Annotated in this window: 16 protein-coding genes; 10 read left to right on the top strand and 6 right to left on the bottom strand. The window is 67.3% G+C overall.

All coding sequences use genetic code 11. The features are described 5' to 3' along the window. The first annotated feature begins 86 nt into the window (after positions 1–86). The 4 genes from NM2_RS18240 to NM2_RS18225 all read left to right on the top strand — a co-directional run bounded on the left by NM2_RS18240 (position 87) and on the right by NM2_RS18225 (position 5,569). A complete protein-coding gene (locus NM2_RS18240) occupies positions 87–1,649 on the top strand; it encodes an ABC transporter substrate-binding protein (RefSeq protein WP_067670147.1) in 1,563 nt (520 codons plus the stop codon). Positions 1,650–1,732: 83 nt separating this feature from the next. Next, a complete protein-coding gene (locus NM2_RS18235) occupies positions 1,733–2,746 on the top strand; it encodes an ABC transporter permease (RefSeq protein WP_245718099.1) in 1,014 nt (337 codons plus the stop codon). A 17-nt stretch (positions 2,747–2,763) separates the two neighbouring features. Next, entirely contained in the window at positions 2,764–3,834 is a 1,071-nt protein-coding gene (locus tag NM2_RS18230; protein WP_084531217.1) for an ABC transporter permease, read from the top strand. Beyond that, positions 3,827–5,569 carry an ABC transporter ATP-binding protein gene (locus NM2_RS18225; RefSeq protein ID WP_067670144.1) on the top strand — a complete coding sequence of 581 codons (1,743 nt, stop codon included), beginning with the start codon at positions 3,827–3,829 and terminating at the stop codon, positions 5,567–5,569. Before NM2_RS18230 ends, NM2_RS18225 begins: the two co-directional genes overlap by 8 nt. Before the next feature lie 328 nt (positions 5,570–5,897). On the opposite strand, the gene NM2_RS18220 is transcribed toward NM2_RS18225, so the two are convergent. Then, the gene (locus NM2_RS18220; protein ID WP_067670142.1) at positions 5,898–6,518 is read right to left on the bottom strand and encodes a TetR/AcrR family transcriptional regulator; all 621 of its coding nucleotides are present in this window, start codon (positions 6,516–6,518) and stop codon (positions 5,898–5,900) included. Next, the gene (locus tag NM2_RS18215) at positions 6,505–7,371 is read right to left on the bottom strand and encodes an alpha/beta fold hydrolase (RefSeq protein WP_067670139.1); all 867 of its coding nucleotides are present in this window, start codon (positions 7,369–7,371) and stop codon (positions 6,505–6,507) included. Before NM2_RS18215 ends, NM2_RS18220 begins: the two co-directional genes overlap by 14 nt. A gap of 278 nt (positions 7,372–7,649) precedes the next feature. Between NM2_RS18215 and purM the strand changes: the two genes are divergently transcribed. After that, on the top strand, positions 7,650–8,747 hold the full coding sequence (gene purM / locus NM2_RS18210) for a phosphoribosylformylglycinamidine cyclo-ligase (RefSeq protein ID WP_067670137.1): 1,098 nt from the start codon (positions 7,650–7,652) through the stop codon (positions 8,745–8,747). Between the two features lie 420 nt (positions 8,748–9,167). On the opposite strand, the gene NM2_RS18205 is transcribed toward purM, so the two are convergent. The 4 genes from NM2_RS18205 to ygfZ all read right to left on the bottom strand — a co-directional run bounded on the left by NM2_RS18205 (position 9,168) and on the right by ygfZ (position 12,551). Continuing rightward, positions 9,168–9,383 carry a DUF3073 domain-containing protein gene (locus NM2_RS18205; protein ID WP_067670135.1) on the bottom strand — a complete coding sequence of 72 codons (216 nt, stop codon included), beginning with the start codon at positions 9,381–9,383 and terminating at the stop codon, positions 9,168–9,170. Positions 9,384–9,555: 172 nt separating this feature from the next. Further along, positions 9,556–10,521 (bottom strand): asparaginase, encoded by a 966-nt coding sequence (locus NM2_RS18200; RefSeq protein WP_067670133.1) that lies wholly within the window; start codon positions 10,519–10,521, stop codon positions 9,556–9,558. A 156-nt stretch (positions 10,522–10,677) separates the two neighbouring features. Beyond that, entirely contained in the window at positions 10,678–11,427 is a 750-nt protein-coding gene (locus NM2_RS18195; RefSeq protein ID WP_084531206.1) for an MOSC domain-containing protein, read from the bottom strand. Next, positions 11,424–12,551, bottom strand: a complete 1,128-nt coding sequence (gene ygfZ / locus NM2_RS18190; RefSeq protein ID WP_067670262.1) for a CAF17-like 4Fe-4S cluster assembly/insertion protein YgfZ — start codon at positions 12,549–12,551, stop codon at positions 11,424–11,426. Before ygfZ ends, NM2_RS18195 begins: the two co-directional genes overlap by 4 nt. Before the next feature lie 168 nt (positions 12,552–12,719). Here ygfZ and NM2_RS18185 point away from each other — a divergent pair, with 168 nt between their 5' ends. From NM2_RS18185 to NM2_RS18165, 5 genes are all read left to right on the top strand, one after another. Beyond that, a complete protein-coding gene (locus NM2_RS18185; protein ID WP_067670131.1) occupies positions 12,720–13,631 on the top strand; it encodes an aminodeoxychorismate lyase in 912 nt (303 codons plus the stop codon). Positions 13,632–13,957: 326 nt separating this feature from the next. After that, on the top strand, positions 13,958–15,400 hold the full coding sequence (locus NM2_RS18180) for a cytochrome ubiquinol oxidase subunit I (RefSeq protein ID WP_067670129.1): 1,443 nt from the start codon (positions 13,958–13,960) through the stop codon (positions 15,398–15,400). Positions 15,401–15,413: 13 nt separating this feature from the next. Continuing rightward, positions 15,414–16,478, top strand: a complete 1,065-nt coding sequence (cydB, locus tag NM2_RS18175; RefSeq protein ID WP_067670127.1) for a cytochrome d ubiquinol oxidase subunit II — start codon at positions 15,414–15,416, stop codon at positions 16,476–16,478. A gap of 3 nt (positions 16,479–16,481) precedes the next feature. After that, entirely contained in the window at positions 16,482–18,341 is a 1,860-nt protein-coding gene (gene cydD / locus NM2_RS18170; RefSeq protein WP_067670125.1) for a thiol reductant ABC exporter subunit CydD, read from the top strand. A 274-nt stretch (positions 18,342–18,615) separates the two neighbouring features. Continuing rightward, a partial coding sequence (locus NM2_RS18165; RefSeq protein ID WP_501193636.1) for an ABC transporter domain-containing protein occupies positions 18,616–19,384 on the top strand: 769 nt, incomplete at its 3' end.

Raw genomic sequence — 19,384 nt, 5'->3', positions numbered from 1 at the left:
GATGATGAGGGACAATCATGCGGTTAGTGGCGACGCAGGCGTCGGCGGCCCGATCGGGCCGAGTGAAAACTATTGCGGCAGTGGGAATGGCAGGACTCGCGCTGGTCGCGGTCGCCGGGTGCGGTGCCGGCCGTACCAACGGCGGCGGCAGCGGCAGCGGCAGCGGTCTGGTCATCGGGACCACCGACAAGATCTTTGCGCTGGATCCCGCCGCTGCCTACGACCAGGGCTCGCTGGTCCCCGAGACGCAGATCTATCAGCAACTGCTGAACTTCGCTCCGGGTGCGACGACCCCAACACCGGATGCGGCGCAGCAATGCGGCTTCGCCACGCCCACAACGTTTTCCTGCACGTTGAAGCCGGGCCTGAAGTTCGCCAACGGCGATCCGCTGACCGCGGCCAGCGTGAAGTTCTCCTTCGATCGCATGCTGAAGCTCAATGATCCGAACGGCCCGGCTTCCCTGCTGGGCAATCTGGATCACACCGACACCCCGAACAACACGACGGTGGTGTTCACGCTCAAGAACGCGAACGATCAGACCTTCGCCGCGGTGCTGGCCACACAGGCCGGGCCGATCGTGGACGAGAAGGTGTTCCCGGCCGACAAGGTGCTGGACGACGATGCGGTCTTCAAGGGCAAGGGCTACTCCGGCCCCTATACGATCAGCAGCTACGACAAGAACAAACTCGTCGAGTACCAGGTGAATCCCGGCTACAACGGCATCCTCGGCAAGGCCAAGACCGCCACTGTGTCGGAGAAGTACTACGCGTCCAGCGACAATCTCAAGCTCGACATCCAGAACGGCAATATCGACGTCGCCTACCGGAGCCTGAGTCCGACGGATATGGACTCGCTCGGCAAGAACGGCAAGCTGACCGTGCATTCGGGTCCCGGCGGTGAACTGCGCTACATCGTGTTCAACATGAACACCATGCCGGGCAACACCCCCGACCAGAAGCTGGCCGTCCGCAAGGCGGTGGCGTCGAGCATCGACCGTGACGCGCTGTCCAACGGGGTGTACAAGGGCACCTACCAGCCCGCATATTCCCCTGTGCCGCAGGCATACCCGGGTGCGATCGAGTCGTACAAGACCATTTACGGCGACAAGCCCGACAAGGCCGAGGCGGCCAAGTTCCTCTCCGGCGCCGGTGTCCAGACCCCGGTGACGCTGAATCTCCAGTACAACCCGGATCACTACGGTTCGAGCAGTTCCGAGGAGTACGCGGCGATCAAGAGCCAGCTCGAGGCCACCGGGCTGTTCAAGGTCAACCTGCAGTCCACCGAGTGGGTGACCTACTCCAAGGAGCGTGTGCACGACGGATATCCGGTCTTTCAGATGGGTTGGTTCCCGGATTACCCGGATGCGGACGACTATCTGACCCCGTTCTTCGCGCCGAACAACTTCTTGCAGAACCACTTCGAGGATCCGGGCCTTACCGCGCAGTTGGCCGCCGAGGCCACGGAGCCGGACAAGGACAAGCGCGCCGCGATCATCCAGCAGATCCAGACCGAGATGGCGCAGAACTTCCTCTCGATCATTCCGCTGCTGTCGGGTAAGCAGGTCGCGGTGTCGACCAAGGGTGTGCAAGGTGTCGACAGCACACTCGATCCGTCCACCAAGTTCCGCTTCAGCGTGCTGAGCAAGTGACGAGCACGGCCACCGAGCGGGAGCCGGAATCCCCGGCTCCCGCAACACCGAACATCAAGCGCCGCAGCGAATCTCGCTACGGCGTGCTGTTGCGCTACCTGGGCGTGCGGCTGTTGCTGATCGTGCCGACGGCATGGATTCTGGTGACGGTCGTGTTCTTCCTGATGCGGGTGGTCGGCGATCCGATCAGCGCCGCGCTGGGCGGGCGGCTGCCACCGGACCAGATCGCCGAACGCAGGCGCGCGGCCGGATTCGACCGGCCCATCCTGACCCAGTACTGGGAGTACATCTCCGGGCTGCTGCGCGGGGATTTCGGCCGCTCCCAGGACAATCGGGCGATCAGCGACATCATCACCAGTTACGGCGCGGCCACGCTCGAGCTGGTGGTGTGGGCGCTGATCGTGGCCTTCCTGGTCGGAATCCCGCTCGGGCGGTTGGCGGCCAAACGACGGGACAAGCCCGTGGACGTCGGCTTGCGGCTGTTCGCGATCCTGGTCTACGCCGCGCCGGTGTTCTTCGTCGGGCTGCTGCTCAAGCTGGTCTTCGCGGTCGAACTGGGCTGGCTGCCGGTGGCCGGGCGGGCGAGTACGAATGTGGAACTCGCGCTGCAGAACGTCTCGCCGAGAACCAATATCCTGTTCATCGACGCAATCCTCTACGGCGACAGCGGATATCTGCTGGACGTCGTGAAACATGCGATCCTGCCCGCCATCGCGCTCGGCCTGCTGACCGCGGGCATCTTCCTGCGGCTCGTGCGGATCAATCTGATCCAGACCCTGCGCAGCGATTTCGTGGACGCGGCGCGGGCGCGCGGCCTGTCGGATCGGGTGGTGACGGGACGACACGCGTTCCGCAACGCCATGATTCCGATCGTCACGGTGATGGGCATGCAGATCGCGATGATGCTCGGCGGTGCGGTGCTCACCGAGATCACCTTCGAATGGAAGGGGCTGGGCTATCAGCTCGCGCAGTATCTGCAGGCCCGGGACTTCGTCGCCGTGCAGGGCATCGTGGCATTCCTCGCGCTGGTCGTGGCGGTGATGAGTTTCCTGGTGGATATCGTTGTGGCGCTCATCGATCCGAGGGTGAGGTTCTAGTGACCGCTCCTGAACTGATGGCCGATCCGGTGGTCGTCCCGCCGGTGCCGCGTCGCGGAACCCCGGGGCTGCGGCTGTTCTCGCTCACCTCCGGACTACAGCGGGCGACATTGATCGCCGGTCTCGCGTTGATCGGTCTGTTCGTGATCGTCGCGGTGTTCGCACCGCTGATCGCGCCGTACGGATTCGCCCAGATCTCCGATCACGGCGTGGATTTCGTGCGGCAGCAGGCGCCCTCGGCGCAGCACTGGTTCGGTACCTCGGTGCGCGGGGAGGACGTGTTCTCCCGGGTGATCTACGGGGCGCGCACGGCGCTGATCGTCATCGCGATCTCGCTGGTGTTGTCGCTGTTCATCGGTGTTCCACTGGGTTTGGTGTCCGGCTATGTCGGGCGCTGGGTGGACCGGGTGCTGGTGCTGTTCATGGACGCGATGTACGCCTTCCCGACGCTGCTGCTGGCGATCGTGGTGTCCATCGTCGTGGCGGGCGGTAATTCGTCGAGTTTCGGCGGCGTGTTGTCGGCGGCCGTGGCGATCACGGTGATCTATGTGCCGCAATACTTCCGGGTGGTGCGCAACGCGACGGTGGCGGTGAAGACCGAACCCTATGTCGACGCCGCGCGGGTGACGGGGGCGCCGATCGGGCGAATTCTGTTCCGGCACATCTTCCCCAACGTCACGCAGTCGCTGCCGGTGATCATCACGCTCAACGGCTCGGAGGCGATTCTGACGCTGGCCGCGCTGGGATTCCTCGGTTACGGCATCGAGCCGACCCAGGCCGCGGAATGGGGCTACGACCTGAACAAGGCGTTGTCCGATGTCTCCGACGGGATCTGGTGGACCGGGATATTTCCCGGCGTGGCCATCGTTCTGGTCGTGCTGGGGATGACGATGGTGGGGGAGAGCCTGAACGAGGTGCTCAGTCCGCTGTTGCGGACGCGCCGGGCGGCCTCGGGCGGGAGCGGCGCGGTCGCGGTCGAGGAGACCGTCGATGCGCAGGTAGCCGAGGAGGAGTCGGGGGTCGACGCGATGCGGGCTTCGGACGAGGGGGCCGCTGTCGCGAACCGTACCGGAGGCCGAGATGACTGAGACAACCGAACAGGCTGCGGCCCTGTCGATTACGTCACTGTCCGTCAGCTTCGCCACCGACGCCGGTGCGGTCGACGCGGTGCGCGATGTGTCCTACGAGGTGTTCCCCGGCGAGGTGCTCGCGATCGTCGGCGAATCGGGCTCGGGTAAATCGGTGAGCTCGCGCACCGCGATCGGACTGCTGCCGCACACCGCCCACGTGCGGGGCATGGTGACCGTCGGAGCGCACACGATCACCGCGATGTCGGACAAACAGCTGACCGCGATCCGCGGCGGTGAGATCTCGATGGTGTTCCAGGAACCCGGTGCGGCCCTGGACCCGCTGTTCACCGTTGGCTTCCAGATCGCCGAAGCGCTTCGCGCCCATACGAATACGAGCCGCCGAGCGGCCAAGGCCCGGGCGATCGAGCTGCTGCGAACGGTCGGCCTGCCCGATCCGGAACATCGGGTGGACTTCTATCCCCACCAGCTCTCCGGTGGCCAGAAACAGCGCGTGATGATCGCGATCGCCATCGCCTGCGAACCGAAGGTGATCATCGCCGACGAACCGACCACCGCGCTGGACGTCACCGTCCAGGCCGAGATCCTCGAGCTGCTGCGCGATCTGCGTGACCGCATCGGCAGCGCGATCGTCCTGATCACCCACAACATGGGCGTCGTCGCGGACCTCGCGGACCGCGTGGTGGTGATGCGCTCGGGCCGAGTAGTGGAGACCGCCCCGGTCGAGCAACTGTTCGCCGCCCCGAAGGAGCAGTACACCCGAGACCTCCTCGCCGCCGTCCCGCACCTCGGCGCGGGCCTCGAGCCCACCACTGAACCCGTGTCTCCGATTGCACCACAAGTGGATTCGGTGACCCTCGCTCCGGAGCCGGGTGAGTCGAGTGCGGGGGCGGCAGCGGCCCAGACCGTGCTCGAGGTGCGCGATCTGGTCGTGGAATTTCCGGGAGCGCTGGGGCGGAACGCGTTTCGTGCCGTGGACTCGGTGAGTTTCAGTATCGCGCGCGGTGAAACTCTGGGACTGGTAGGCGAATCCGGTTCGGGGAAGACGACGATCGGACGGTGTGTGGCCGCGCTGCAACGGCCTTCGGCGGGGGTGATCCGGGTGCGGGGGCAGGAGCTGACCGGGTTGTCCGAGCGCAGGTTGCGGCCGGTGCGCAGGCGGCTCGGGTTCGTGTTCCAGGATCCCGCGACCTCACTGAATCCGCGGCTGACCGTGGGACAGTGCGTTGCCGAGCCGCTGGTGGTGCATCGCGCGGCCAAGGGCGCGCAGGCGCAGGCGCGGGTGCGGCGCATCCTGGACGCGGTGCAACTGCCGGAGGGTACCGAAAGCCGTTATCCCCATGAGCTTTCCGGCGGTCAGCGGCAGCGGGCGAGCTTGGCGCGGGCGCTGGTGCTGAATCCGGATCTGCTGGTCGCGGACGAGCCGACCAGCGCCCTGGACGTCTCGGTGCAGGCTCGGGTGCTCGAGCTGTTCGCCGAGTTGCAACGCGAATTCGGCTGGGCCTGCCTGTTCGTCAGTCACGACCTGGCCGTGGTGGATCAGCTCGCGGCCCGGATCATGGTGCTGCGCAACGGATCCGTGGTCGAACAGGGCACTCGCGACGAGATTCTGCGTCATCCGTCCCAGGAGTACACCCAGCGCCTGGTCGCGGCCGTCCCGGTCCCGGACCCGGTCGAACAGCGCCGCCGCCGCGCCGCCTCGGCCGCCCTGTTCGCCGCGGACGGCGCCGGATGACCGACCGGATGCGGTGCGCGGCCGCCCCTCGGCGGAATACGCTGCGCCGCATCCCTTTCCGGACGGACGCTGGGCCGGTGGTAGGTATCGGCCGAGTGTTCACCGATTCGGGGCGACGGCCGGTGCCGGACTGCCGCCGCCCCGGATCGGGTCCGGAACGGCAGGTTGCACTTGGTGATCAGGGTGTGCGCCGATCGAGCAACGCCTTGTCGGGACAGCTGGGCGGCTGGCCGAGTTTCCGAACCGTTGCCGCGACCGCGATCCGGTCGGACTGGCCGGTGACTTCACGGATCGAGCACTGCCCCAGGCGAATCCGGCTACGGTGGGGTCACGTTTCCGGCGAGGCGGGCGGCCGTAACAGGCCGCTGATCATCAGGAGCATGCATTGTTCCGCTTCGGCGCGTGCGGTTTCCGGATCCTCGGCGTTCGCCACCAGCATGCCCGCTTCGGTCACCGCGCTCAGGATCAGGTGGGCAAGGACGCGGACTGGCGCGTCCACCGCCAGCCCAGCCGCGACCGCGCGCTCGAGCAGGTCGGTGATCAGGCCGAGTCCGTGGCGGCTCTCCATTTCGCGCCAGCCCGCCCAGCCCAGGACGGCGGGGCCGTCGGCCATCGCGATGCGGACCGTTTCGGCGCGGCTGCACATGTCCAGGAAGGTGCGCAGGCCGACGGCCATCGCGGCCATCAGGTCGTTCGGGTCGGGCAGGGCCGCGACGGCCCGCTCGATCTCGGCGGTGTTGTCGGCCTCGAGTTGTTCGAGCACGGCCAGGAACAATCCCCTCTTGTCGCCGTAGTGATGGTGCAGCGCACCCCGGGTGACCCCGGCCTCGGACACGATCTCCTCGGCCGAGACGCCCGCATATCCGCGTGCGGCGAACAGCCGGTAACCGGCCTGTTCCAGTGCGGTGCGGGTGGTTCGGGAGCGATCCTCCTGACTACGGCGTGGCATGCAGCCGAGTGAACTCCACGATCAACTCGGTGAGCAACTCGGGCTGATCCTCGGCGATGAAGGTGTAGGAATCCCCGACGGTTCTGAGAGTCGCGTTGGGCAGATCGCTCGCGAGTCGTTGTGCGAAGGACAGTTTGAACGCCTTGTCCTCGGTCGCCCATGCGAGCAGGATCGGCAGGTCCAGTTTCGGGAACTGCTCGGCCGCCGCCAGGGTGTACCGGTTGTGCACCCCGCGCACGAATCGGCGCAGATCCGCCCGCACCGCGGCCGAATCGCGGCTCGGCGACAGATACGACTCGGTGATCTCCGCGGGCGGCTGCCGCTTGGTGACCAGGCCGAAGGCGATCGGCAGCCGCAGCGCCGGACGGAAACGCATGAGCTCGAGCATCGAGCGCAGCAGACCCGGCACCGCGGCGAGCCGGGGCAGCGGAGTGAACGGTTGCGGGAAGAACTTCTCGTAGGCGTCGCAGTTGGTGAGCACCACCCGCGCGACGCGGGATCGGTTGCGCGTCAACAGAATCTGCGTGATGGCACCGCCGGTGTCGTTGGCCACCAAGGTCACGTTCCGTAGGTCCAGCCGCTCGAGGAAGGCGGCGATGAGGTCGGCCGCGCCGGTGGGGGACAGGTCCGCGTCCGGCACCGGAATCGAGTGCGCGCCGAAGGGCCAGTCCGGGGTGAGGCATCGGTGTCCCGCCGCGGCCACCCCGGGCACGACCTTGCGCCACAGATCGGCGTTGACGAGCAGCCCGTGTACGAACACCACCGGATCGCCGGAGCCGGTGTCGTGATAGCGGATCCTGGCGCCGGGCAGGTCCACATGATCGATCGGGCCGAGTGCGGTGCTGGTTGCCATGATTCCTCCGGAAAGTGGGGAGTGGATGCCTGCTCAGATTCACATACATACGGTATGTATGTCAATGGTGTGTGTGACCCCGCGAACAGCCCGGTGACGGCCCGAATGGCCGTTGACGCGTATGCGACGTATCCGGATAAGGGGGCTGGACAGCGGTGTCATCGCAATAGCGGAATTTTGTCGATCTGCCAAGTCAATACCGGTGCATAGCCGTTACTCCGCTCCGGTAGCGTGATCAGGCATCTATCCGCCGATTCGGTTTGGAGCTTTCCCCGAAAATGACTGAGCAGACCCCGAGTGGTGCCGGTACGGACGGCCGGGGCGGCGCTTCGTACGCTGCCGCCGGCGTGGATATCGAGGCGGGCGACCGCGCGGTCGAGCTGTTCGCGCCCCTGGCCCGCAAGGCCAGCCGGCCCGAGGTACAGGGCGGACTCGGCGGATTCGCCGGACTGTTCGCACTCAAGGGCGGCTACCGCGAACCGCTGCTGGCCTCCTCGACCGACGGCGTCGGCACCAAACTCGCGGTCGCGCAGGCCATGGACAAGCACGACACCGTCGGGCTGGACCTGGTAGCCATGGTCGTGGACGATCTGGTCGTCTGTGGCGCCGAACCGCTGTTCCTGCAGGACTACATCGCGGTCGGCAAGGTCGTCCCGGAACGGGTCGCGCAGATCGTGGCCGGGATCGCGGAGGGCTGCATCCAGGCCGGCTGCGCACTGCTCGGCGGCGAGACGGCCGAACATCCCGGCCTGATGGAGGACGACCACTACGACATCTCGGCCACCGGCGTCGGCGTGGTCGAGGCCGACGCGGTGCTCGGTCCGGATCGGGTGCGTCCCGGTGACGTGGTCATCGCCATGGGCTCCTCGGGCCTGCACTCCAACGGCTACAGCCTGGCCCGCAAGGTGTTGCTGGACATCGACCGGATGTCCCTGGCCGGACACGTCGAGGAATTCGGCCGCACCCTCGGTGAGGAACTGCTCGAACCCACCAAGATCTACGCCAAGGACTGCCTGGCCCTGGTCGCCGAGACCGATGTGCGCACCTTCGCACACGTCACCGGTGGCGGACTGGCCGGAAACCTGGCCCGGGTGGTGCCCGCGGGGCTGGTCGCCGAACTCGACCGCGGCACCTGGAATCCCGCACCGGTGTTCAAGCTGATCGCCCAGCGCGGGCGGGTCGAGCGCGCGGAGATGGAGAAGACGTTCAACATGGGCGTCGGCATGGTCGCGGTCGTCGCGCCGGAGGATGCCGACCGCGCCCTCGCAGTCCTGACCGCGCGCCACATCGCCTGCTGGACCCTCGGCACGGTCAAGAAGGCCAAGGACACAGAAGCCGACCGCGTCGTCCTCGAGGGCGAACACCCGCGCTTCTGACCCGCCTCCCCGGGACGCTCGACCGCCTCCCCGGAATTTCAGAGCGTCGTTGGGTGCCCCGAAGCTCGGTGTCGGGCCGGCCGGTTGGGTGCGAGGAAGCTTTCGGGCGTCCCCGGCTGAATTACCCATGCGCGTACGAAATCGGTCGTCGCGTCAGTCCACGCACTGTTTGCCTACGGTTCGTTCCAGGTCCGACTCGGAACGAACCGTAGGCGAGAGTCCGGATGTCCGGAACATACGGTTCACAGTGTGCAGACATCAAAAATGCACCGATGTCCCGCCGTCATCTAAAAGACGGGACGCCGATGCGGGTTGTTGAGCTCTCAGCTGGTGATGCGAGCCGCTCGACAGGGCCGGACGCGGTACGGACGTGTGAAGGGGGAGGCCCCACAGGCCTCCCCCTTCACACGTCGGTCCAGGTCAGCGGCGCCAGTTGTCGTAGTCGTCGTCGGTGTCGTTCCAGCGCGCCAGCGAGTCGTCGCTGTCGTGCTCGTCGGACAGCACATCACCGCGCTGCGAGTTGTGGGAGTGTCCCGACAGCTCGCGCTGAAGGCTCGTGAAGTCGGTCGATGGCGAGCTGTACTTGAGCTCGCGAGCAACCTTGGTCTGCTTTGCCTTAGCCCGGCCACGGCCCATGGCTGACCCCCTCACGTCACTGCGGAGCGGCCTGGGGTGGTTTGGCGGCCCCGTTCGAATTAATACTCTTCCTGACAGACACTTTAGCGTGTGTCACGCGGTCGCGCTTCCAGGAGTGGTCGAAGACTCCCGATCTGTCCGCGTTTGCCGGGTTGTCGCCCTCGGTCGAGAGTTATCCGAACAGGCCGGGCACCGCGCGGATCACCCCGACCCGGGCACCGCCGCCGAGCACCGCGGGAGTCGCCAGATCCGCGTGCGCATCGGTCCAATGCACACCCATCCGGTGCAGAATTGCCTGCGTCAGGGGCATGCGGGCGCGGTCGTGACCGTCGTCGATCTTGTAGGCGAACGCGCGCCCGTCCGGCAGCGCACCCGCGTGCACGCCGTCCGCGCCGATCTTGCAGACCAGTCCGGGGGTGGCCCGCATGGTCAGCAGGTCCGGGCCGTCCGTGCCGGAAATCACTCGCGGATTGTTACGAATCGCCTCGGCGACGCGCCGCTGCGGTGTTCCGGGCTCGCCGGTGGCCATCGCCGCGTAGGCGCGGGCCAGATTCACCAGCGAGACCGGCACGATCGGCAGACCGCAGCCGTCGATACCCAGATCGGCCTCCGGTTCGCCGGTGATGTCGGCGATCGTCGCGGAGACCGCCTGCTGCAGCGGATGACCCGGATTCGGATAGCCGGTCGTCGGCCAGTCGTTGATCTTGCAGGTCGCGAGCATGGCGGCGTGTTTGCCGGAGCAGTTCATGTAGATCTTGCGCGCCGCCTTATCGCGGTCGCCTCCGGACAGGGCCTGCGCCCTGGCGAGTTCGTCCGACGGCAGGTCCGACGGGCATTCGAGCTGATCCTCCTCGAATCCGAACCGGTCCAGCAGCCGCTGCACGAGTGCGATGTGGTCCGGCTCGCCGAAGTGCGAGGCGGTCGAGATGGCCAGCTCCGCCTCGTCGACGGGCTCGAAACCGTTGCGCAGCAAGGTGATCGCCTGCATCGGCTTATTCGTCGAGCGAGGGAAGATCGGCAGGTGCACCTCGCCCAGCGCGATATCCGGCTCGCCGTCGCCGTCCAGGATCACCACCGACCCGCGATGCACGCACTCGCGGAATCCGGACCGCACCACCTCGACCAGGTCGACGCTCACGACCGCACCTCGCTGGAGCTCGGCGCGGCCGTGCGCGATGCGCGCTGTGTCGATGGTTCACTCCGCTGCGCTGCGTTCACGACCGCACCTCGCTGGAGCTCGGCGCGGCCGTGCGCGATGCGCGCTGTGTCGATGGTTCACTCCGCTGCGCTGCGTTCACGACCGCACCTCGCTGGAGCTCGGCGCGGCCGTGCGCGATGCGCGCTGTGTCGATGGTTCACTCCGCTGCGCTGCGTTCACGACCGCACCCCTTTGATTGTTCCGGCGGCGCGCATGCCGCTCGACCTGCATACGGACGTCGTCGGAGACGGTGGGCTCGGCGGCCAGGAGCAGTTCGAGCCGCTCGGGATCGCTGCCGGTGAACAGGTCGCGGACCGTGACGCCGTGTTCGGGGACGTAATCGACGCGCACCTCGTCGCCCGCGCCGATCGTGCCCTCGGTCAGCACGCGAAGGTAGGCGCCGGTATCGGACTGCTGGGTGAAGCGCTTGACCCATTGCCGCTCGTTGCTCCAGTACTGGAACGTCGCGCACGGCACGCGCGGCGCGCTCACCTCGAGCACGGTGTCACCCACGCGCCACCGCTCGCCGATGACCGAATCACTCACCGGCAGACCGGAAATCCGCAGATTCTCCCCGAACCAGCCCGGCCCCAGCGAACGCTGCAACTCCGCACCCCAGCGTTGCGCGTCCTCCTCGGCGTAGGCGTACACGGCCTGATGAACGCCGCCGTGATTCACGGTGTCGCACACGTGATCTCCGTCCAGGCCCTGCGCGCGCACCGCGACGCGGCCCGGGACCGGACGCTTATCGATGGCGGTGCGGCCGACCCGGTTCACCTTCGCGGGCGTCTCCAATTCGGCATATACAACGCAGACCGCCAGAACGCGGCCGACGGGCTCGTTCATCGCCCGCGCAGCCTGTCCACCGCGAGGCGACCGGCCTGCGGTTCGTCGTCCGCGGGAATCGAGTCCGGATCGATGGCCGCGGCCATCGGGCCCGCCTCGAGCCGGGCGTCGGCCGGGACGGCGCGTTTGAGCAGGGCCAGCGCGATGGGGCCTAGTTCGTAGTGGTCGACCAGGGTGCCCAGGCGGCCCACCGCGCGTCCGCCCGCGGTCACCGGATCGCCGGCCTCCGGGCGGGAGTCGGCCGATCCGTCCAGATGCAGCAGGACCATCCGTCGCGGCGGTTTGCCGAGATTCTGCACCCGCGCGACCGTCTCCTGGCCGCGATAGCAGCCCTTGTTCAGATGGACCGCGCCGAATTCGCCGACGCCGCCGATCCAATGGACCTCGTGCGGGATGGTGCGATCGTCGGTGTCGATTCCGATGCGCGGTCGCAGGGACGCCACCCGCAGCGCCTCGAACGCCCACAGCCCGGCCGGCGCCACACCCGCGGCGGTCAGCCGGGACCACCAGGAGTTCAGGTCCTCGCGCGGGACGAGCAGATCGAAACTGTCACCGGTGGGCCACGGCATACGTCGCAGGAATCCGCCGGACGGTAGCGCAATTGCGCCATATGCCGGAGGTAGCTGTTCGACCCCGAGCGTTTCGGTGAGTGCGGCGATTCCGGGTCCCAGCAGGGTCAGCACCGCGTGATCGGGTGCGGCCTCGGGTTTCGCGTCGGCCCAGAACACCATCTTGCGCAGATAGTCCAGCAGGGCCTGGCCGCGCTCGCCCTCGGTGTCGATCCACAGCGTGCCGTCCAGATCGGTGAGCACGAAATGGTGCAGCACCCGGCCGTTGAGATCCAGGTCCAGATCCTCGGCCGATTCGCCGTCGCGCAGGTCGGTGACGTGCTGGCTGGAGATGGTGTGCAGCCAGGACAGCCGCTCGCCGCCGGTGATGGTGAACACGAATCGGTGGGACCGATCGACCACGGCCGATCGCTCGATCGCGGCTCGCTGTTCCCCGAACGGGTCGCCGTAATGCCAGGCGACCGCGGCGTCCGGGGTTCCGGGCGGGCCCGCGACGGCCCCCGGAACGGTCAGCAGCGGACTGGGCGGGAGATCCACGGACACGTCATCCACAATAGGCGAACTCGCCACGGCTGGGGCGGCGCGCAATGCGGCGCGGGATTTCACGACTCGTTTGCTGTGTAGTTCCTCACAGGTTGCGCGGTGATTCGCGGGCGTGTGATGGTGGGCGACGCCAGTTCGGTACTCTCTCGCGGAGCCGTCCGTTCGCCTAGGCTGCTGCCCATGGTGGATCGAGTTCTGGTGACACTCGACGGCACTGTCCAGGACCCGGACGCGCCGTTGCTCTCTGCGGACGACTTCGGCGCACTGCGCGGCGACGGTGTGTTCGAGACGATTCTGGTACGTGAGGGTAAGCCCTGCGCGCTGGAACTGCATCTGGCCCGGCTGCGTCGTTCGGCACAGGCACTGGAGCTACCGGAACCCGATCTCGGGCAATGGCGTTCGGCGGTCGAGATCGCGGCGAAGGAGTGGGGCGCCGAGCACGAGGGCCAGCTGCGCATGGTGCTGACCCGCGGCCGCGAAAGTGCCGGGCCCGCATCGCGAGTCACCTCCGGCGCGCTGTCCGAGACTCCGGATTCGACCGCCTACGTTCTCGTCGCGCCGGTCCCCGAGCGGGTGAACAAGGCTCGCACCGAAGGGATTTCGGTGATCACGCTGGCGCGCGGGATCTCGGTCGAGCTGGCGCAGAGCGCGCCGTGGCTGCTGATGGGCGCGAAATCCCTGTCGTACGCGACGAATATGTCCGCGCTGCGCTTCGCCGCTCGCCAGGACGCGGACGACGTCATCTTCACCAGCACCGAGCGTCGAGTGCTCGAGGGTCCGCGTTCCACCGTGGTGATCCAGCGCGACAAGCAACTGCTCACCCCGCCCGCCAAACACGGTGTGCTGCCGGGCATCACGCAGCGCGCACTGTTCGCCGAGGCCGAGCGCGCGGGCTGGACGTGTGAGTACAAGTCCTTCTTCGTCGCGGATCTGATCACCGCGGACAGCGTGTGGATGCTGGGGAGCATCACATTGGCCGCGCGGGTGGCATCACTGGACGGTCTGCGGATGTCCGCGCCGGACTGCGCGCCGGAGATCACCGAACTGGTGGATCGGGGCGTCGCGCGATCCTGGAATCTCGCCGACTGGTAATCGCACCTGTCGCCCGGCGCGAGCCGAGGCTGAACACACGCCCGCAGGAAATACGGCCCCGCCGGGCGCCCGAGTTCCGCTCACCCTCGGACACGCCCCCCCGAGGTCGGGGCCCGGGTCGATTCTGGACTGACGGAGCGGGGGAGCGAAGCGGAGGAGCGGAGGAGGGAAGAATCGGCCCTCAGGGGCCCCGACCCCGCCGGAGCGAAGCGTAGGCCAAAGATACAGCGGCCAAAGATACTGTGTCGTGACGCAGGACTCGTTGTATGGCGAGGTATCTGGCGTAATCTCGACTACGACAGGTCGTAGTAGGGGTAGGAGGCCGGATGGATGTTGTCGACATATCGCGGTGGCAGTTCGGCATCACCACCGTCTATCACTTCATGTTCGTGCCGCTCACGATCGGTCTGGCGCCCCTGGTCGCGGGAATGCAGACCGCCTGGGTGGTGACCGGCAAGGAACATTGGTACCGCTTGACGAAGTTCTTCGGCAAGTTGTTCATGATCAATTTCGCACTCGGGGTCGCGACCGGCATCGTGCAGGAATTCCAGTTCGGAATGAACTGGAGCGAATATTCGCGATTCGTCGGCGACGTCTTCGGCGCACCGCTGGCCATGGAGGGGCTGGTCGCCTTCTTCATGGAGTCCACCTTCCTCGGACTGTGGATCTTCGGCTGGACCCGGCTGCCCAAACTCGTGCACCTGGCCACGATCTGGCTGGTCGCGATCGGGGTGAACGCCTCGGCGTTCTTCATCATCGCGGCCAACTCGTTCATGCAGCATCCGGTCGGCGCGGTCTACAATCCGGAGACCAAACGCGCTGAGCTGCACAGTATTTGGCAGTTGCTCACCAATAACACCGCGCTGGCCGCGTTTCCGCACGTGGTCGCCGGATCCTTCCTCACCGCAGCGACTTTCGTGGCCGGTATCGGCTGCTGGTGGATGGTGCGCGAATCGCGCAAGGGCAACATCGACCTCGCCCGCGACATGTGGCGTCCGGCCGCGCGAATGGGCATGTGGGTGATCATCATCGCGGGCATCGCCCTGGTGTACACCGGCGACGTGCAGGGCAAGCTCATGTTCAAACAGCAGCCGATGAAGATGGCCTCGGCCGAATCGCTGTGCCACGGGCAGACCGATCCCGACTTCTCGGTGCTCACCGTCGGCACGCACAACAACTGCGACAGTGTCACCCACGTCATCGAGGTGCCGGGCGTGCTGCCCTGGCTGGCCGAGGGCAGATTCAGCGGCGTGACCCTCGGCGGGGTGAAGGATCTGCAGGTCAGCTACAACGAGAAGTACGGGCCGGGTGACTATCGGCCGAATCTGTTCGTGACCTACTGGACGTTCCGCGCCATGATCACCTGGGCGGGCGGTTCCGCGCTGATCGCGCTGCTCGGACTGTGGCTGACGCGGCGCGGGCGCATTCCCGGACAGCGCTGGTTCGGCTGGCTGAGCCTGCTGGTCATCCCGACGCCCTTCCTGGGCAACAGCGCGGGCTGGGTGTTCACCGAGATGGGCCGCCAGCCCTGGGTGGTCGCGCCGAATCCGACCGGCGATCCGCACATCCGGATGACGGTGCAGCAGGCGGTATCCGGCAATACCGCGGGTACGGTGCTGACCTCGTTGATCGTCTTCACCGCGCTGTACGGGGCGCTGGCGATCGTGTGGTTCTTCCTGATGCGCCGGTACGTCGTCGAAGGGCCCGAGGAGGTCGCCGCGGCGCACGCGGAAGACGGTGCTGTCGAGAAGCTTTCGTTCGCCTACTGAGTGGAGTCGAGCAATGAGTCTGCCGGAATTCTGGTTCCTGGTGATCGGTGTGCTGTTCACCGGCTATTTCGTGTTGGAGGGCTTCGACTTCGGCGTCGGCATGCTGATGCCGATCCTCGGGCGGGCATCCGAGACCCGAAAACGCGTGGTACTCAACACGATCGGGCCCGTATGGGACGGCAACGAGGTGTGGCTGATCACCGCGGGCGGTGCGCTGTTCGCGGCGTTCCCGGAGTGGTACGCGAGTCTGTTCTCCGGGTTCTACCTGGCGCTGCTGCTGATTCTGGTGGCGCTGATCGTGCGGATCATCGGCATCGAATACCGCAGCAAGATCGATGATCCGCGCTGGCGCATGGGCTGCGACGCGGCGATCATCTTCGGATCCTGGGTGCCCGCCCTGGCCTGGGGACTGGCCTTCGCGAACATGGTGCACGGCGTGAAACTGAACGAGCACAGGCAGATCGGGGGAAATCTGCTCGATCTGCTCGGTCCGTACGCACTGCTCGGCGCGCTGACCACGGCACTGTTGTTCCTGCTGCACGGTGCGGTGTTCATCGCGCTCAAGACCGGCGGCGAGGTGCGCGAGAGCGTGCGGCGGATCGCGCGGATCGTGGTGCTGCCCACCGTGATCGTGGTCGCGGCGTTCGGACTGTGGACGCAGCTCGCGCACGGCAAGGGCTGGACGTGGATTCCCCTGGCGCTGGCCGTGATCGGGCTGGCGCTCGCGGCCGCGGCGACGTTGCGCGGGCGGGACGGATGGGCGTTCACCGGGACCGCGCTCACCGTCGCGGGGGCGATCGTGCTGCTGTTCGGCGCGCTGTTCCCGTACGTGCTGCCGTCGAGCATCGACCCGTCGTTCGGGCTGAGTGTGGACGGGCGGGTGGTGAACGGCCATCCGACCGTGAGCGCGTCCTCGACGCATTACACGCTGATGGTGATGAGCTGGTGCGCGGTGATCGTGACGCCGGTCGTGGTGCTGTATCAGGGCTGGACGTACTGGGTGTTCCGCAAGCGGCTGACCGTCGAGCAGATTCCACCGGCGACCGGGTTGTCGCTGCAGCGCAGCGCAGTGGGCTGAGTCATGGCCGGACCCGTCGACCCTCGCCTGTGGCGGTACGCGCATTCCGCTCGCCGGTATCTCGTTGTCAGCGTGGGACTTTCGCTGGTGATGACCGGATGCATCGTGGTCGCCGCCTCGATGCTGGCGCGCGTGCTGGCCGGGGTGATCACCGATCCGGCGCGGCGCGCGCTCGGCTCATGGGCGGTGGAGATCGCGGTCTTCGCGGTGGCGATCGGCTGCCGGGGCGTGGCGACGTGGTGGCAGTCGCGGCTGGCGCATCGGGCCGGGGCGCAGGTCGTGGCCGAGTTGGAACAGGCCGTGCTGGCCACCGGGGCCGGGCTCGCGCCGCGCGAGTTGGATTCGCGCCGAACGGAATTGGCGATGGTGGCCGGCAGTGCGCTGAGCGGGTTGCGGGCCTATCTGACCGGATATCTGCCCGCACTGCTGCTGGCCGCGCTGGTGCCGCCGATCGTGCTGGCGGTCATCGCGATCCACGATCCGACCGCCGGGGTGATCATCGCGATCACGCTGCCGCTGATTCCGGTGTTCATGGTGTTGATCGGGTTGATGACCAAGGGGCGGTCCGCCGCGACGCTGGCCGCCGCGACCAGGCTGTCCGATCAGCTGCTCGACCTGTTCGCGGGGATGCCGACTCTACGTGCGCTCGGTCGTGAAACTGCCGGGGACGCGACGGATTCCGGGATGACGATGCGTTATCGGGTGCGGGCGCTGGGCGAATCCCTGCAAGCGCGCACGATGTCGGCGCTGCGGGTGGCATTCCTGTCCTCGATGGTGCTGGAGATGCTGGCCACCCTGTGTGTCGCGCTGGTGGCGGTATCGATCGGAATGCGGCTCGTATTCGGGCAGATGGGCCTGTACGCGGGGTTGCTCGGGCTGATCCTGGCTCCCGAGGTGTATCTGCCGCTGCGAGCGGTGGGGGAGCGTTTCCACGCCGCGCAGGACGGTATGGCCGCGGCCGAGAAGGCTTTCGCGGTACTGGAATCCGCTGATCGCGATGCGGAAATCGATGGTGCGCGGGAGGTCTCGGATTTCCACAGCGTGATCGAGATGCGGGATCTTTCCGTGCGCTCACGCGACGGATTCGCGCCCGCCGGCCTGTCCGCGGTGCTGCGGCCCGGTGCGATCACGGTACTGGCCGGGCCGAACGGATGCGGTAAATCGACTGTCCTGCAATCGATTCTGGGCCTCATCCGGCCCGACGGCGGAACGGTTCTGCTGGACGGCGTTCCGGTGCCCGAGCTGGATCCCTCGTGCTGGTGGGCGCGGGTCGCCTGGCTGCCGCAGCGTCCGGTGCTGTTGCCCGGCACCCTGCGCGAGAACCTCGAACTCCTCGGCGCGAACACCCGCACCGAACTTCTGGAATCGGCCAGCGCCGCAACCGGATTCGACGCAGTCCTGAACGAACTTCCCGACGGCTGGAACACCGTCGTCGGCTCCGGCGGCCTCGGCCTCTCGCTCGGTCAGCGCCAGCGCCTGGCCCTGACCCGGGTCCTGGCCGCCGACCGCCCGATCCTGCTCCTGGACGAACCCACCGCCCACCTCGACGACGCCAGCGCCGCTACCGTCCTGGCCGCTCTCACCGCCCGAGCCCGCGCCGGTGCGACGGTCGTCGTCGTGGCCCACCGCCCGGACCTCTTCGCCGTCGCCGACCACATCGTCGAAGTCATTGCCTCCCAAGATGTTTCGCTCCAAGCTACAATGGGTCCAGCTGGCCATGCCTCGCGGCCCGCGGACCTCGAGCGTCCGGTTCGTGAGCCTTCCATGAACGGCCGCCTCCGTAATTCAGATCGAGCCCGGCCCGCGCACGGTGCCGAGATCCTTCCGGTGATCGACGGAGAACCCCGGAAGGTGGTCCGATGACGCGCCTGCCGGAGATCGTTTCCGCACTGGAACCGTTGCGCTGCAACGGTTTCCCGCCGAGCCGCGCAGATATCCTCACGCCCCGGTCCTGGCGTCCTGCATGTGGAGACGCGAGGTGTGGCCGGCACGATCGTGCCTTGCTGTCGTCGCGTGATCCTCTTGTCATCGAGGTGGCGATGCGATCCCGATCGCACGGGTGGCGAGTGGTTCGCGCCGGCCGTCCGGTGGCTGGCCTGTGGAGCGATCGCTCCCGTTGTGCGGTGGAGGCGGTCCGATGAGGAGCGCGTGGACCGATTTCCGACGGATGCGGGATCTGCTGGCGTTGTCGGGGTGGCGGGTCGCGGTGTCGATCGGGTGGGGCGTGCTGGCGCTGGGCAGCGGGCTGGGATTGGCGGGCTTGGCGGCCTGGTTGATCGCCCGGGCGTGGGAGATGCCGCCGGTGCTGGATTTGAGCGTGGCGGTGGTGGCCGTTCGGGCACTGGGGATTTCGCGGGGATTGTGCCGATATCTGGAGCGGCTGGCCACGCACGAGGTCGCGCTGCGAGCGATGACGACCGCGCGGACCGGGGTGTACGCCGCGCTGGCCCGCGCCGACATCTGGACGCCGCGTTCCCGGAGTGACGCCGAACCCGTTGACGCTCAGGAGGATCCGACGCGGCTGCGGCGCGGTGATCTGCTGACGCGAATCGTCGGCGATATCGACGACCTCGGGGCCGTGGTGGTGCGGGCGGTGGTTCCGATCGCCGTCGCGGTGGTGCTGTCGGTCGCGGCTGTCGCCGTGCTTGCCGCCGTATCCCTTTCTGCCGCAGTGATTCTCGTCATCGCGCTGGCCGTCGCCGGAATCTTCGCGCCGTGGCTGTCCGCGCGGGCGGCCCGGGAGGCCGAACTCGCAGTTCGCGAGGATCGTGCCGAATTCACCGCGGCCGCGGTGACAGTGCTCGATCACGCGCCCGAACTGCGCGTTGCCGGACGTCTCGACGGGGCGTTGCGGACGGCCGCGGCGGCGAGCCGTCGCGCTGTCGCGGCCGAGGATCGCGCCGCCG

Origin of the sequence: Nocardia miyunensis NBRC 108239 (assembly GCF_001613065.1) — a bacterium.
Lineage (GTDB): Bacteria > Actinomycetota > Actinomycetes > Mycobacteriales > Mycobacteriaceae > Nocardia > Nocardia miyunensis.
The sequence above is the reverse complement of the archived record's forward strand: the minus strand, read 5'-3'. Positions and strand labels throughout refer to the sequence as shown.